The organism is Neorhizobium sp. DAR64872/K0K18 (assembly GCF_050500175.1).
Lineage (GTDB): Bacteria > Pseudomonadota > Alphaproteobacteria > Rhizobiales > Rhizobiaceae > Neorhizobium > Neorhizobium soli.
This window is the reverse complement of record NZ_CP191445.1, coordinates 1,069,584-1,084,732: the sequence shown is the minus strand read 5'-3', so window position 1 is coordinate 1,084,732 and position 15,149 is coordinate 1,069,584. Positions and strand designations below refer to the sequence as shown.

13 protein-coding genes and 1 tRNA gene are annotated in these 15,149 nt (G+C 60.5%); 5 read left to right on the top strand and 9 right to left on the bottom strand.

The features are described 5' to 3' along the window. Positions 1 to 41 precede the first annotated feature (41 nt). Positions 42 to 1,271, top strand: a complete 1,230-nt coding sequence (locus ACQY1P_RS04790) for a GNAT family N-acetyltransferase (protein ID WP_430253923.1) — start codon at positions 42 to 44, stop codon at positions 1,269 to 1,271. A gap of 82 nt (positions 1,272 to 1,353) precedes the next feature. Next, positions 1,354 to 1,438 (top strand) — tRNA-Leu (locus ACQY1P_RS04785). Positions 1,439 to 1,689: 251 nt separating this feature from the next. Here ACQY1P_RS04785 and ACQY1P_RS04780 read toward each other — a convergent pair. Further along, the gene (locus ACQY1P_RS04780) at positions 1,690 to 2,457 is read right to left on the bottom strand and encodes an EAL domain-containing protein (protein WP_430253220.1); all 768 of its coding nucleotides are present in this window, start codon (positions 2,455 to 2,457) and stop codon (positions 1,690 to 1,692) included. A 251-nt stretch (positions 2,458 to 2,708) separates the two neighbouring features. Between ACQY1P_RS04780 and ACQY1P_RS04775 the strand changes: the two genes are divergently transcribed. Beyond that, positions 2,709 to 3,107, top strand: coding sequence for a hypothetical protein (locus tag ACQY1P_RS04775; RefSeq protein ID WP_325264175.1), 399 nt, complete (start codon positions 2,709 to 2,711; stop codon positions 3,105 to 3,107). A gap of 56 nt (positions 3,108 to 3,163) precedes the next feature. Here the strand turns inward: ACQY1P_RS04775 and paoC are convergent, their stop codons facing one another. The 3 genes from paoC to paoA are packed head-to-tail and all read right to left on the bottom strand — an operon-like array spanning position 3,164 to position 6,969. After that, complete coding sequence (gene paoC, locus ACQY1P_RS04770) at positions 3,164 to 5,371, bottom strand: aldehyde oxidoreductase molybdenum-binding subunit PaoC (RefSeq protein WP_062454371.1); 2,208 nt, start codon at positions 5,369 to 5,371, stop codon at positions 3,164 to 3,166. Between the two features lie 3 nt (positions 5,372 to 5,374). Continuing rightward, entirely contained in the window at positions 5,375 to 6,325 is a 951-nt protein-coding gene (locus ACQY1P_RS04765; RefSeq protein ID WP_062577460.1) for an FAD binding domain-containing protein, read from the bottom strand. Next, the gene (gene paoA, locus ACQY1P_RS04760; protein ID WP_062454375.1) at positions 6,322 to 6,969 is read right to left on the bottom strand and encodes an aldehyde dehydrogenase iron-sulfur subunit PaoA; all 648 of its coding nucleotides are present in this window, start codon (positions 6,967 to 6,969) and stop codon (positions 6,322 to 6,324) included. The genes ACQY1P_RS04765 and paoA overlap by 4 nt, the downstream gene beginning before the upstream one ends. 210 nt (positions 6,970 to 7,179) lie before the next feature. Between paoA and ACQY1P_RS04755 the strand changes: the two genes are divergently transcribed. Then, positions 7,180 to 9,882 carry a DNA translocase FtsK gene (locus ACQY1P_RS04755; RefSeq protein ID WP_430253922.1) on the top strand — a complete coding sequence of 901 codons (2,703 nt, stop codon included), beginning with the start codon at positions 7,180 to 7,182 and terminating at the stop codon, positions 9,880 to 9,882. Between the two features lie 48 nt (positions 9,883 to 9,930). On the opposite strand, the gene ACQY1P_RS04750 is transcribed toward ACQY1P_RS04755, so the two are convergent. The 5 genes from ACQY1P_RS04750 to ACQY1P_RS04730 are packed head-to-tail and all read right to left on the bottom strand — an operon-like array spanning position 9,931 to position 14,150. Then, the gene (locus tag ACQY1P_RS04750) at positions 9,931 to 10,347 is read right to left on the bottom strand and encodes a DUF2177 family protein (protein WP_430253921.1); all 417 of its coding nucleotides are present in this window, start codon (positions 10,345 to 10,347) and stop codon (positions 9,931 to 9,933) included. Between the two features lie 37 nt (positions 10,348 to 10,384). Next, a complete protein-coding gene (locus tag ACQY1P_RS04745) occupies positions 10,385 to 10,765 on the bottom strand; it encodes a DUF2147 domain-containing protein (RefSeq protein WP_430253218.1) in 381 nt (126 codons plus the stop codon). Beyond that, positions 10,758 to 11,990 carry a class I SAM-dependent methyltransferase gene (locus ACQY1P_RS04740; RefSeq protein ID WP_430249575.1) on the bottom strand — a complete coding sequence of 411 codons (1,233 nt, stop codon included), beginning with the start codon at positions 11,988 to 11,990 and terminating at the stop codon, positions 10,758 to 10,760. Before ACQY1P_RS04740 ends, ACQY1P_RS04745 begins: the two co-directional genes overlap by 8 nt. Next, entirely contained in the window at positions 11,977 to 12,792 is an 816-nt protein-coding gene (locus tag ACQY1P_RS04735; RefSeq protein WP_430253216.1) for a DUF1365 domain-containing protein, read from the bottom strand. The genes ACQY1P_RS04740 and ACQY1P_RS04735 overlap by 14 nt, the downstream gene beginning before the upstream one ends. Further along, positions 12,789 to 14,150: an NAD(P)/FAD-dependent oxidoreductase gene (locus ACQY1P_RS04730; protein ID WP_113110201.1), complete on the bottom strand. Its 1,362-nt coding sequence runs from the start codon at positions 14,148 to 14,150 to the stop codon at positions 12,789 to 12,791. The genes ACQY1P_RS04735 and ACQY1P_RS04730 overlap by 4 nt, the downstream gene beginning before the upstream one ends. A gap of 197 nt (positions 14,151 to 14,347) precedes the next feature. Here ACQY1P_RS04730 and ACQY1P_RS04725 point away from each other — a divergent pair, with 197 nt between their 5' ends. Continuing rightward, entirely contained in the window at positions 14,348 to 15,142 is a 795-nt protein-coding gene (locus ACQY1P_RS04725) for a DUF1295 domain-containing protein (RefSeq protein WP_430249571.1), read from the top strand. Positions 15,143 to 15,149 lie beyond the last annotated feature (7 nt).

Sequence of the window (15,149 nt, the reverse complement as noted above, 5' to 3'; positions counted from 1 at the left end):
TTCCCCCGAACAGGAGCGAGAAGGAATACGACGACGTCACAATGCCGAACGTCGCGTCGCGTCTTCGCGCAGACCGGCCGGATGCCGATACACGGGTAGAAATCGGCCGGCCCGGCCGCGAATTTTGCCTCTATCCGGCAGGTCTCGGTTACGATCTGCAGGAAGAACTCGAATTTTTGTCTCACCGCGCGATGGAACCCAACATCTTCTTCTCGGCGCGGCTTCTTGCCCCCGCCATGCCGCGCATCGATGACCGCCAGGTGAGACTGGCGCTTATCCGTGACGAAGGCGAAAGCCATAGCCGCCTTCGCCTTTTAATGCCGTTTACCGTGGAGAAACCAGGCTTTGCCATGGGTGCCCCGATCATCCGCGTCTGGTCCAATCCGTTCGGCCCGCTCGGTACGCCACTGGTGGATGCCGAAGATGCGGCCGAAACCATCGACAACCTCCTGGAGGCCCTGACTGCCCGGGAAGCAAAACTTCCCTCCGTTCTCGTTCTGCCCGACGTGCGCTTAGGCGGCCGCTTTGCCCAGCTTGCGCGCGCCGTTGCCATCGGCCGCGACCTGCCCGTTGCCGTCACCGACAGCTTTCGCCGGCCGATGCTGGAAAGCCTTCAGGACGGCGAAACCTATATGAAGGCCTCCGTCTCGCCGCACCATTACCGCGAGATGCAGCGCCAGTGGCGAAAGCTTGGACAGCTGGGAAGGCTCGAATACGCCGTCGCCCGTCAGCCGGAAGAGGTGCGCCAGCGGATGGAGGAATTCCTGGCGCTTGAATCGACAGGCTGGAAAGGCCGCAAGCGTTCGGCCCTGATCAACGACCGTTACCGCGCAGCCTTTGCTCGCGAAGCGATCACCAATCTTGCCGAAGTGGACGCCGTGCGCATCCACACGATCAATCTCGACGGCCGCGCGATCGCCTCGATCGTGATCTTCTTGATGGCCGGCGAGGCCTATTCCTGGAAGACCGCCTATGACGAGAGCCTCAGCCGCTATTCGCCCGGCAAGCTGTTGGTCATGAAGCTGACCGACTGGCACCTTGATGATGCCAACATCCTGCGCACCGACAGCTGCGCCGTGCCCGACCATCCGATCATGAGCAGGCTATGGGAAGAGCGCGAGGAAATGGGAACGCTGGTGATCGGCCTTGCCCGCAACAGCGACCGCGACGTGAGACAGGTGGCGACACAGCTTCACCTCTACCGCAACACCCGCAACATGGCGCGTCTGCTGCGCGAAAAGATCCTGGCGATTGCCGGACGCAATGCCTGACATCGCGGTTTGCAGCGATCCGAATAGTTCTTCTTGCATCCGCCGCCGAGGCCATGTTAGAGGCCTTCACCATACCCTCCGTGCCCCATTGGCGGAACTGGTAGACGCGCTCGACTCAAAATCGAGTTCCGAAAGGAGTGCTGGTTCGATTCCGGCATGGGGCACCACTCGCTCTAAAGAGCGTTGATTTTGCATCCCTTCTGGAAATATCCCTCACCTGCATTCCGGCGCGAAAAGTACTGTCTCGATTGACGTCAAGCTGTCTCGAACGTGAACGAACGCGCTGTTTCACTCGTCAAATCGAGTTAGCCTGAGCTTGCCCTTGCCAGCGTCCAGTGGGCATCTCTGCCTGTTTCCACTGCGTCGAAACCGATACCGGACCTTTCATTCCGCTTTGGTTCGCCTATCCCACCGTTTCTCAGGCCGCAGCAGCAAGCATCGCCTTCGCGGAAGCCGGGATGGCGAGGTGTTCGAAGCTTGGCTTGGCGAGCAGGTAGCCCTGGATGAGGGACACGCCCAAATCCCGCAGGGCCGACATTTCGCCGACGGTTTCGACGCCTTCGCAGAGCGGCACGATGTTGAGTTCTTCGAGCATCCGCAACGTGTGCTTGACGATGGTGCGCCGGACCGGATCGGTGTCGATCCCTCTGATCATGTCCATATCCAGCTTGACGATATCGGGCTGGAAATGACTGAGGAGGCCAAGACCGGAGTGGCCTGAACCGAAGTCGTCGATCGCAGTTTTAAAGCCCATATCCCGGTATGTCCGCAGGATGTGAAGGATGTGCCTGGTATCCAACTCCTCGTTCTCGGTGAACTCGAAGATGATGCGATCAAGCGGAAAACCCGTCTTCATGGCCGTGGCAAGCGTCAGGCGGATACACGCCCGCGGTTCGTAGACGGCGTTCGGCATGAAGTTGATCGACAGTTTCACGTCGTCAGCGGGGTCGTAGAGCTGCGCGGCAAGTTCGATCGCCTTGACCCGGCACTGCTGATCGAACGCATAGCGGTTGTCGGCCTGCACCTGCGATAGAACTGACCCGGCGCCTTCTCCGTTTGGACCGCGAACAAGCGCTTCGTGGGCGAAAACCTTGCCTGTTGCGATGTCGACGATCGGCTGGAATGCCATCGAGAACGGTAGTTCGAATGCTGCGCCGTCGCGGCAGCCTTGGCAACTCGTCGTCATTGTGGAAAAATCTCCGTTTGCATCAGACTTAAGGCTCATCGATTAAACTTCCGTTTCCCGCATGCGTCGGAACCGAAGCGCTTTTCTTGCGTCACACACCCCGCAGTGATATGCGGGCGGTGCCGTTTTGCGGCCTCCCGCACCCAACTCTGGATCCGGCAGCCTCTTCAATCGCGTGCGGCTCTTGAACGAAACTGTTTGAAGGTCGCAGACCGGGGGTATCCCGAAGACGCAGGAAGCGTATCGCAAGAATGACACCAGCCATTGTCGAGGGCCGCGCGTGCGGAACCTGCACCCTTTGCTGCCGGTTGCCGGACATTGATGATCTGGACAAGCCTGCCGACGAGTGGTGCAGGCACTGCGTTGCCGGACAAGGCTGTTCCATCTACCAGGATCGACCGATGCTTTGCCGCGACTTCGTGTGCCATTGGCTAACGCGCGAAGGACTGGGCGACGAGTGGGCTCCTCAAAGATCCCACCTGATGGTCTATGGGGAAGGACAGCAGATTACGGTCCTTGCCGATCCCGACTATCCCGATCTGTGGCGTCATCCGCCCTATATGCCGCAGTTCAAGGCATGGGCATCCAACGCTGAAGCACGCGGCGGCTATGTTATCGTCTTCTGGCGCGACGAGGTTCTAAAAATATAAGGCCGGAGCATCTGTGGATGCTCCGGCCAGAGTTTTGCATAACGATGCCGAGCGGATCAGCCGACCTGCGGCATGTCCCGCAGCAGCTTGTCGAGCGTGACAGGGTAATCACGGATACGCACGCCGGTTGCGTTGTGCACGGCGTTGGAAAGCGCTGCCGCCACACCGCAAAGGCCGAGTTCGCCAACACCCTTTGCCTTCATCGGCGAGGTGGTCGGATCCGTCTCATCGAGGAAGATGACATCCTGATGCGGAATATCGGCATGGACAGGAACTTCGTAGCCGGCGAGATCATGGTTGACGAAGAAGCCGCGACGCTTGTCGACGGCCAGTTCTTCCATGAAGGCGCCGCCGACGCCCATCGTCATCGCACCGATGACCTGGCTGCGGGCCGTGATCGGGTTGAGAATGCGCCCTGCTGCACAGACGCTCAGCATGCGCCGAACGCGGATTTCAGCCGTGTACATGTCGACGCCGACCTCGACGAAATGGGCACCGAATGTCGATTGCTGCATCTCTTCTGCAAGATCGCCATACTCGATCGTATCTTCCGCAACGACACCATCCTTGCCAGCTGCCTCAGCGAGAGCAATGCTGCGGTTGCCGGAACGGATCTGGCCGTCGGCAAACGTGACATCTGCGGAGTTGAAACCGACCTTTTGCGAGATCGCATCCCGCAGCGCCACGCATGCGGCGTAGACGCCGGCGGTGGAGCTGTTTCCGCCCCACTGTCCGCCCGATCCCGACGACGCCGGGAAGCGGGAATCGCCGAGTTCTACGGCAACCTTGTCGATCGTTACGCCCATCATTTCGGCCGCGGTCTGGGCGATGATCGTGTAGCTACCCGTACCGATATCCGTCATGTCGGTTTCGACAGTCACGACGCCTTCGGAATCGAGCCGCACGCGAGCGCCAGACTTCATGTTCATGTTGTTGCGGAACGCTGCCGCAACACCCATGCCAACCATCCAGCGTCCGTCCTTGACGCGACCCGTCTCGGCGTTGCGCTTGTCCCAGCCGAAGGTTTCAGCACCCCGGCGAAGACATTCGACCAGCTGACGGTGCGAGAACTTCCGTTCAGGCTTTTCCGGATCAACCTGCGTGTCGTTGATGATCCGCAATTCGACGGGGTCGAGGTTGAGCTGCTCGGCCAGTTCGTCCATGGCGATTTCAAGCGCCATGAGACCAGGCGCTTCGCCCGGTGCGCGCATTGCATTGCCCTCTGGCAGATCAAGCGCCGCAAGCCGCATCGACGTCATCCGGTTTTCGCCGGCGTAGAGAAGACGAGTCTGCGCCACGGCTGTCTCCAGGCTGCCGCCCGGCAGATTGCCGTTCCAGCTTTCGTGAGCAATCGCGGTTATCTTGCCTTCCTGCGTGGTGCCAATGCGGATACGCTGGATCGTTGCCGGGCGGTGCGTCGTGTTGTTCATCACGAAGGGACGCGGAAGCGCAAGCTTGACGGGGCGTCCCGCCGCTTTCGCACCAAGCGCTGCAAGCACCGCATCCGACCGTAGGAAAAGCTTTGAGCCGAAACCACCGCCGACAAACGGCGACATGATATGGACTTTCTCCGGATCGATGCCGAGCGTGATCGCCATTTCTGACTTGTTCCAGGCAATCATCTGGTTCGAGGTCCAGACCGTAACTTCGTCGCCGTCCCACATGGCAAGAGACGAATGCGGCTCCATCATCGCATGTGACTGGTCGGGTGTCGTGTAGGTCTGGTCGAACTTGACCGCTGCCTCGGCGAACGCCTTGTCGAAGTTGCCGGCAGAGGTGTCTGCGTCTTCACCTTCGGAGCCCTCCGGCTTCTTGGCCGTGTCCTTCGCTGCTTCCAGATCGTAGGAACCGGGAGCGCGAACGTAATCCACCTTGATGAGGCTCGCTGCGGCGCGAGCCTGCTCAAAGGTTTCAGCGACGACGACGGCGATGGCCTGGTGATAATGCGAGATCTCGGGGCCACCGAGGAGCTTGGCCGCATTCATCTTGCCCTTGGAGAGCTTGCCAGCCGTTTCAGCCGTGACGACAGCCAGAACGCCCGGAGCGTTGCGGGCCGCCTGGATATCCATCGAGCTGATCCGGCCCTTGGCGATGCCGGCGCCTACGGGATAGCCGTAGGCAACATTGAGGTTGGCGTGGTTCCATTCATAGGCATAGGTCGCCGTGCCGGTGACCTTCTTAGGGCCGTCGATACGCGTGATGTGCTGGCCGACCACCTTCATCTGGTCGATGGGATTGGTCGTGGCGGGACGATCGAATAGCATGGCTTACCCCTTGGTTTCTTCAAGGATGCCGGCGAGCGTGCGCTCCGCCAGTGTCACCTTGAACGAATTTTCTTCGGTTGGCTTTGCGCCTGCAAAGACCTTGGCCATCACGGCCTTGGACCCCTGCGGCAAGTCGGCTTCCGCCTCTTCGACGCGCCATGGTTTGGGAGCCACACCGCCGACCGCAACGCGACCGGTGCCATCCGGCTGGATGATCGCGGCAACCGACACAAGAGCGAACGCATAGGACGCACGGTCTCTCACCTTGCGATACACGTGCTTGCCACCCACAGGTGCCGGCAGCGTGACGGCCGTGATGATCTCGCCGCGCTCAAGCGTGGTTTCGATCTCGGGCGTATCGCCGGGCAGTTTATGGAAGTCGGCAATCGGGATCGCGCGTGTTGCGCCATCGGGCTTGACCGTCTCAACGGTTGCATCGAGGGCACGCATGGCGATTGCCATGTCGCCGGGGTGGGTGGCGATACAGGCATCGCTGACGCCGATCACGCCCAGCTGGCGGGTCACGCCGCCGATGGCGGAACAACCGCTTCCGGGCTTGCGCTTGTTGCAAGGCTGGGCGGTGTCGTAGAAGTAAGGACAGCGCGTCCGCTGCAACAGGTTGCCGGCCGTCGTTGCCTTGTTACGAAGCTGACCCGATGCGCCTGCGAGAAGTGCGCGCGAAAGCACGCCGTAGTCGCGGCGGATGCGCTCGTCCGAGGCGAGATCCGTATTGCGCACGAGCGCTCCGATCCGGACGCCGCCATCTTCGCTCTGTTCGATCTTGTCGAGGTCGAGACCGTTGACGTCGATGAGATGGGTCGGTGATTCGATCTCTAGCTTCATCAGGTCAAGGAGGTTAGTGCCTCCCGCGATGAACTTGGCGTTCTGGTTGTTGGCGGCCTTGGACGCAGCTTCAGCCGGTGATGCGGCGCGTTCATAAGTAAACTGTTTCATGCCTGCCTCCCCGAAACTTCCGTGATAGCCGCAACAATGTTCGGGTAGGCCCCGCATCGACAGATATTGCCGCTCATACGTTCGCGGATTTCCATCTCGGAAACCTGCGTGGGGGCGGTCAGGTCTTCCGTTACATGGCTCGGAATGCCGGCCTTGATTTCTTCAAGAACGGCGACGGAGGAACAGATTTGCCCAGGGGTGCAATAGCCGCACTGGAAGCCATCGTGCTTGACGAATGCCGTCTGCATCGGATGCATCTCGTCCGGTGTGCCAAGGCCTTCGATCGTGGTGATCTCGGAGCCCTCGTGCATGATGGCAAGCGACAGGCACGAATTGATGCGGCGACCATCGACCATGACAGTACAGGCGCCGCACTGGCCGTGATCGCAACCCTTCTTGGTGCCGGTCAGGTGCAGGTTCTCACGCAACGCGTCGAGCAGGGTCGTACGGTTGTCGAGATCGAGATCCTGGCGTGTGCCGTTGACGACAAAACCCACCCGCGACGTCGCTGTCCCCGGCCGGGGAGGCGGTGTTGCCGCCTGCGCATTTGCAGCTCTGTTGCTATTTGCCACGGCCACAGAGCCGGCAGCGGTTGCGACGAGAAGATCCCGTCGTGACATTTCAAACGAATTCGGACTCGACATGGGGGCTCCATCTTGACGACTACAGTTGACCCAATAACCACCAACTGCCCGAGTCTGTTCCGTCCCAAAGACCATTTCACCGGCGCCTTTTGTCACAGGCCATCACCGCGCTCTGACGATTTATCGGCGCCGGCAACGCATGGTTAATGTTTGTTTTATATCCAAGGACGTTCGTGTCCCAGATTTGTTCATATGGTTTCATTGGTGGCAATGCGTCTCACAGGCCCGCAATTTCGCGAAACTGACAAGCTGGAAGCCCAGGCTTCCGAACTGCCGGATACCGGCCACTCTCACCCCATAAATCCGCCTGAGCCCCCGAATGCGGGGCAACAGGTGGCTTGCGACATCGTGTCGACAGTCCAGATGCAGGCCCACGAGATCGAGGCGCTGCCGGACTGGCAGAAGGCCTTCATGTTGGGCCCGACCGTTCGTTTCACCCGCACGCCGGAGAAGACCATCTCCAGGCGTGGGGCACCCTCCGGCCCGGAAGCGGAGGGCGAAGCCGTCGCTTCCCACGCCGTCCCCGAGGCTGTCATTCCCCCTATGGCGGCGCCAGCCGTTCAGGAGATTTCCGAGATTACTTTCACCCAAAGACATGACGGCGACGCGCTGTCGACCTCTATCGCCAGCTTCCTGTCGCCTGAACCCGGCGCCCGCAATCTCGTCGGCACTCTCGATCAGGCGCTGAGGGAACGCCGGGCCACGTTTGCCCGGGAAACCGTTGAACCGGTGCTGGTCGCAGTTGCGCCGGCGCAGCCTGAAGCAGTGATTGATGCTCCCGTGATTAGCACTGAAAGACAGTCTCCGATCGCCAACCTGCCGGATCATCTGTTCTTCGAGGTGATGAGCCTTGGAGAGGCCACCGGCGAAGAGTTCGCGCTGACCCCGCCTCCCCCTCCAAAGGTCGAGCAGAGACCTGTGTTCGTTGCTCAGCGTCCGCTCCCGAACTATCCGAAACAGCCGGTCCGGCCCGAACCTGTGCGGGTTGCCCTGAGGGCGCCGGTCATTCGCCAGCCGATCGAGACCCTGACCAAACGTCTGGTTGAAGAAATTCCGGTGGGGCCGTCGCCGCTTGATCTCTATCGTTCGATCACGTTGCGCCAGGCCGGCCACGATGCTGCGCCAAATCCGGTGGGGCCTCCAGTGGAGGATGCGCCCGTCATCACTGCTGCTGCTCCGGTCGTTCCTGAGCCTGTCATTCCTGAGCCTGTTCTCGTTGCGCCCGTCATCGCTGAGACCGTCATCGAGGCCCCGGCGCCTGCGGTCGCCCCCGTTGTGCCAGTAAAGTCGACGCGGCAGGTTGTCATGGCCACCCGCGCGATCTCTCCGATCCGGCCGTTCAACACCGAACCGCTGCATGCGTCCGACGACTACGAGTTCCCGTCGATCGAATTGCTGCAGGCACCGGTGGACGACCAGATCAGCCCCGTCAGCCAGGAAAGCCTGGAACAGAGCGCCGGGCTTCTGGAAAGCGTGCTCGAAGATTTCGGCATTCGCGGCGAGATCATCGACGTTCGTCCCGGCCCTGTCGTGACGCTCTACGAATTCGCCCCGGCACCCGGCGTCAAATCCTCCCGCGTCATCGGCCTTTCGGACGATATCGCCCGCTCGATGTCAGCGCTTTCGGCCCGCGTGGCTGTCGTTCCCGGTCGCAACGTGATCGGTATCGAACTGCCAAACCCCGTGCGCGAAACCGTCTACCTGCGTGAGCTGATCGAAAGCGGCACCTATGCGGGTACCGGCTTCCGGCTTCCGCTCTGCCTCGGCAAGACGATCGGCGGAGAACCCGTCGTCGCCGAGCTTGCGAAGATGCCGCACCTGCTCGTCGCCGGCACAACCGGTTCGGGCAAGTCGGTCGCGGTCAACACGATGATCCTCTCGCTGATCTACCGTCTGCGGCCGGACCAGTGCAGGCTGATCATGGTCGATCCGAAGATGCTCGAACTGTCGGCCTATGACGGTATCCCGCATCTGCTCACCCCTGTCGTGACCGACCCCAAGAAAGCGGTTCTGGCGCTGAAATGGGCGGTGCGCGAAATGGAGGACCGCTACCGCAAGATGTCGCGTCTTGGCGTTCGCAATATCGACGGCTTCAACGCCCGTGTGGCGGCCGCGTCCGCATCCGGCGAGGTCATCTCGATCAGCGTCCAGGTCGGTTTCGACCGTCAGACCGGCGAGCCGATCAACGAGCAGCAGGACATGGACCTGACGCCGTTGCCCTATATCGTCGTCATCGTAGACGAGATGGCCGACCTGATGATGGTGGCCGGCAAGGAGATCGAAGGTGCGATCCAGCGGCTTGCGCAGATGGCGCGTGCTGCCGGTATCCACCTGATCATGGCGACGCAGCGGCCTTCGGTCGACGTCATCACCGGTACGATCAAGGCGAACTTCCCGACCCGTATCTCTTTCCAGGTGACGTCCAAGATCGACAGCCGCACCATCCTTGGCGAACAGGGCGCGGAAAACCTGCTCGGTCAGGGCGACATGCTACATATGGTGGGCGGCGGACGCATTGCCCGCGTTCACGGTCCCTTCGTGTCGGACCAGGAAGTCGAGCGCATCGTTGCGCATCTGAAGACGCAAGGTCAGCCGCTCTATCTCGGCAGCGTCACGGAAGACGAAGAGGGTGAAGAGGTCGAGGAGGAAGACCAGGCGGTCTTCGACAGGTCCGCGATCAGCGAGGAAGACCGGGACGAGATGTACGAGCAGGCGATCAAGGTCGTCATGCGCGACAAGAAGTGCTCGACCTCCTACATCCAGCGCCGCCTGTCGATCGGCTACAACAGGGCCGCATCGCTTGTCGAACGCATGGAGAAGGATGGGCTGGTCGGCCCGGCCAACCATGTGGGCAAACGAGAGATACTCGACCAGCGCGGTCAGCCGACCGCGGTCGAAGAGCCTGAACAGTAATAGCTCAAAGATATGGCCGGGATTTCCCGGCCATATTGTTTTCGAACGCTAGTGGTGTTTTGTTCTGAAGAACCGCAGAACGATCCAGGTGGCAAGACCGCTGGCGAGACCCGAAAGCAAGGTACCCCAAACGATGTCGGCCACGGAAAGCAGCGTCGACCAGTTCTTCATGACCGCATGGTTGGTGAGATCGTAGGTCATGTACGACATGAACCCGATCGCCGCTCCCTGCCGCACCGCTGCTCCAACACCGCCTGCAATCAGGGCCGGACGCACTGCCATCAGCGTCAGTCCGCCGATGTAGAGAAGGTAGAAGATCACGGCAGGCGCGAGACGGAAACTCGGCAGAAGCATGTCGCCCATGACCGGCCGGTAAAGCAGGCTTGTCATCGTGCTGAGCCAGACGGAGTCTATCGCGCCGAACACGATGAACGTGGTGATGTAGGCAAGAGCCAGCGTCTTCAGCGAGATCTTCGCCATGGGTTCGTTCCCTCTATTTGTGTCAGTCGATGCGGGACCAGTTGACGGCACGGCAAAGAATACCGCCAGCAACGCAGCCTTTCGTCGTCATCTTCTTTTCCGCGACAACGACCGTGATTTTGAACGTCATGTTGCGTTGTGGATCAAAGGCGGTACCGGAATAGGATCCGTCAGCTGTCCTGTCGATCGTCATGACCAGCTTGTCGCCGGCCTTCTCGCTTCCCGATCCGGGCTTGATCCAGGTGTTGGTGGCGCAGATCTGGGCGCCGCAAGGCGCGATCTCGACCTTGGCATTGCCGTCGCCACGAGCCCAGTTGCCGTCCAGATCAGCGGCAAGAAGCGGCCCTGCCGACAGTGACAAGAATGCTGCGACAGCACCGCTGCGCAAACCCAGATTACGCATGTTCAATCGTATAGAAGCCAACATTGATCGCTTCCTCCTCGAAGCCAGCCTCGCAATAGCAAAGGTAGTAGTCCCACAACCTACGGAAACGGCTGTCGAAACCGAGTTCCGCAATCTTCGGCCACGCGGCGTGAAACCGCGTTCGCCACTCGGCCAGCGTCCGCGCATAGGACGCGCCAAAATGTTCGATGTCGCTGACGACAAGCCCGGATTTCTCAACGGCTGCCGTGAACGCGCTGTCCGAGGGAAGAAATCCTCCCGGAAACACGTATTTCTGGATGAAATCCGGATTGCGCCGATAGGAATCGAAGCGGTCCTCGTTGATCGAGATCACCTGCAAAACCGCACGGCCACCGGGCTTCAAACAGCGACGGATGGTGTCGAAATAAGCTGGCCAATAGGCCTCTCCGACCGCTTCGAACATCTCGATCGAGACGATCCGGTCGAATTGCCCTGATGTATCGCGGTAGTCCTGCAGTCGGAGATCGATCTGCCCTTCCACGCCGGCCTGCCGGATGCGCTCGTTTGCAAAGGCCAGCTGCGAAGGAGAAAGAGTAAGGCCGGTGACCCGGGCATTGACGTTTTGTGCGAGATCCAACGCGAGAGCGCCCCAGCCGCAGCCGATCTCAAGCACGCTGTCGCCGTGGCTCATGGCGAGCTTTTCGCGGATACGCTCGAGTTTTTGACGCTGGGCATCTTCGAGAGACTGTCCCTGATGCTCGTAGAGCGCCGAGGAATAGAACATCGAAGGGTCTAGCCACTCAGCGTAGAACTCGTTGCCGAGATCGTAATGGGCCTCGATATTGCGTTTGCTGCCGCGCTTGGTATTGGCGTTGAGAAGATGCGACAGGCGAACCGCGATCCGGCCGAGATAGCCCCCATGGGTCGCAAGCGTCAGCCCATGCCGATTGCGTGCCGCAAACCGGATCACATTGGTAAGATCAGGTGTCGTCCATTCCTGCTTGAGATATCCTTCTGCAAAGCCGATGTCGCCCGCATGCAGAACGCGGCTCAGCATCCGCCAGCGCTTGATGACGATAACGGCGTCCGGCCCTTTTTCCGGCCCGGCCATCTCTATGGTGCGACCGGAAGGCAGCACAACGCGAATGGAACCGTAGCGGATACCGCTCAGCAGCCGGTTCACAACCCGCGCACCGAAGCCGGCAACGCCAGCTCCGGGTGTGCGATCGGTCGTTACGGAGGTGAATTCGTCAGATTGGCTCATGGATTTCCACTTTGCGTAGGGGAGCAGCAGGAGTGACAGAGACAGGGTTTTCCGGTGGCTTTGGACGCTTGCGCAAACGCACGCCCTTGAGCCAGATTTTCAGTGCCTCCCAATGGATGCCGCCGATGACACGGAGCGTCAGGAAGGGAATGGCGAAGAAGGCCTTCAGAAGCGCCCGGTCTGTCAGATCACGGCGGTGCGCGAGATGACGGGCAGTCAGCATCGGCCCCTCGGCATCGAATGTATCGATCTTGATCGACAGCCGTTCGGACGGCGGCGTCACGCGAAAGGTATAGCGCTGGTCCATGTCCATGAACGGCGAGACATAAAATGCCTTGTCGCAGTGCTGGACGATCTCGCCGCCGACACGATTATCGGCCGGGATGAGGTAGCCATGGCGTTCGCCGAACGTGTTGTCCACTTCCCACAGGATCGCCTTCACCTCGCCATCGCGTCCGTAGCAGAAGAAGATGCTGAGCGGATTGAAGGCCCTGCCGAGTATTCTCGGCATGGTGAGAAGCTTGATCGACCCGCCATCAGGCTCAAGCCCTGCGGCGCGCATCCATTGCTCTATCTGGCCCCGAAGATCGGATCCCGAGCGGTCGCCGCGATCTCTTTGCCGAAACGAGAATAGATTGAACCGGTCGACGGAAAACAGTTTCAGGCCGCGATCAAGCGCGTCGAGCTCGTCGAGATCGATCAGCAGCGAATAGATCCTGTAGGCCAGCCGATGCTCTTTCGGCCGCATGCGTGCATGCGTGACATGACCGGGATAAAGCGCCGACCGAAACGAAGCCGTCATGCCGTGACCTCGATCGGAACGGTAGCGCCGAGCGGCCGGCGCACGATCCGGGCGCTTTCCTCGGCGACCTTCCAGGGACGCCGAACGCCGCCAAGATCTTCCGCGACCGCCAGGCCTGCCTGGAGGCCGTCTTCATGAAAGCCCGAGCCGAAGTGGGCGCCGCAGAACCATGTGTTGCGCACACCCTGAAGCGACCAGATTTCCCGTTGTGCCCGCTCGGTTGCCATGTCGAAGATCGGATGCTCGTAGATCTCGCGTCGGATGACTGCGTCCTCGCGGGGCTGACGTGGGGGATTGAGTGTCACGAAGGTCGGCGGCGCATCGCCAAGCGGCTGCAGCTTGTTCATCCAGTAGGTGATGGCAGGCTGGACCTGCGCCTCGCCGGTCTTTGCCGAATAATTCCAGCTGGACCATGCGCCCTTGCGCTTCGGCATGAAGCTCTGGTCGCTGTGCAGAATCGCCTCGTTGCGGGAATAGCGGAAGGCACCCAGAATGCGTGTCTCGTGGTCATCAGCGTCCGACAGAAGACGACGTGCCTGATCTGCATGCGTTGCGATCACCACCTCGTCGAATGCCTGCCATCCGTCCGGTCCGGTGGAAATTTCAACACCGCCACCGGTTCGCCTGATCGCCTGGACGGGTGTCGACAGGCGAATGCGATCGCGAAAGTCAGCTGTCAGGCGATCCACATACTCCCGGCTTCCGCCCGTCACCGTGCGCCAGATCGGCCGGTTCCAGAGTTCGAGCAGCCCGTGATTGCCGCAGAAGCGGACGAAGTTGACCGCGGGATACTCACCCACCTTACCCGCGGGCATCGACCAGATCGCAGCCGCCATCGGGTAGAGATGGTCGTCGCGGAACGCCCGGCCGTAGTGATGTCGGTCGAGGTAGTCATCGAGTGACAAACCGCCCATCGTCGACAGGTCACGCGGCGCATTGCGGTAGAAGCGGACGAGATCGCGCATCATCGACCAGAAGCGTGGGCTGACGATGTTGGACTTCTGGGCGAACAGTCCGAACCCTGTGCCACCAGAATATTCGAAACCGCCATCGTCGAGCGAGACGGCGAAGGACATGCTGGAGGCCGTGGTTGGAACATCCAGATGACGGAACAACGCCGTCAGATTAGGATAGGTCACCTCGTTGTAGACGATGAAGCCGGTGTCGACGGAAACGGTTCTTCCCGATGCGTCGAAATCCACGGTATGGCTGTGGCCGCCGATACGATCGGCTGCCTCGAACATGGTAACATCGTGGGCCTTGGCCAGAAGCCATGCAGCGGACATGCCGGATATTCCACTGCCGACAACTGCGATGCGTCGACGTCCCGAGGTCCTATGCGTCTCACGAAATGGCATACAATTCCCCCAGCTCCCAAAGCAATCGATCACCTGCCCTGTGGGCTCTGTAATCATTACGAGAGATTGAGATAGAGAGTTTCACGTAATATCACTTCTTTTTGCGACATTTTTTCCAAGCCCATGAAACTGATTGGCTATGTCAGCCGTAGAGGGACACAAAGAACGTGTCGGGCTTTCTACGTTCGAGGAGACCAATGGATTACATTCACCTCATTTTTCTGGCGATAGGCCTGTCGCTGGCCATGGCGATCTCCTGGGCCGTACAGCGCGCGACGGGTGCGAGCGGCTGGATAGACACGATCTGGTCGCTGGCGGTCGGCGTCGGCGGCGTGGCTGGAGCCTATCTGGCGGCCGGTCCCGTCGAGCGCCGCGTGACGGCAATCGTCATCGTTGCGGCCTGGTCGCTGAGGCTTGCCTTCCATATTGGCGCCCGCACGCGGCTCGGTGGCGAGGATCCCCGCTACGAAAAGCTTATCAAGGAATGGGGCGATCGCGCTTCCTTCCGCCTGTTCTATTTTCTCCAGATCCAGGCGGTCGCTGCCTTCATTCTTGTGCTTGCAGTCTACTGCGCCGCTTCGAACCCGGCAGAATACCCGCAGGTGGGCGATCTTCTCGCGCTTGCCGTGGCAGCGATTGCCGTTATCGGCGAGATGGTAGCCGACGTTCAGCTCTCGAGATTCCGCAAGACGCCGGAAGCCAAGCGGGAAATCTGCCAGAAGGGGCTGTGGGCCTATTCCCGCCACCCTAACTATTTCTTCGAATGGCTGTTCTGGTGCAGCTGGCCGCTGATGGCGCTTCCGGCGCTGGGCTTTGCCGCGATCGCGCTTCTCGCACCGGTGATGATGTACTGGCTGCTGGTGCACGTCTCCGGCATTCCGCCGCTTGAGGAACACATGCTGAAATCCCGGGGTGACCAGTTCCGTGCTGTCCAGGCACGCGTCAACGCATTTTTCCCCGGTCCGCGTCGATCCAAACTCTCAACACAATAAGGGAACG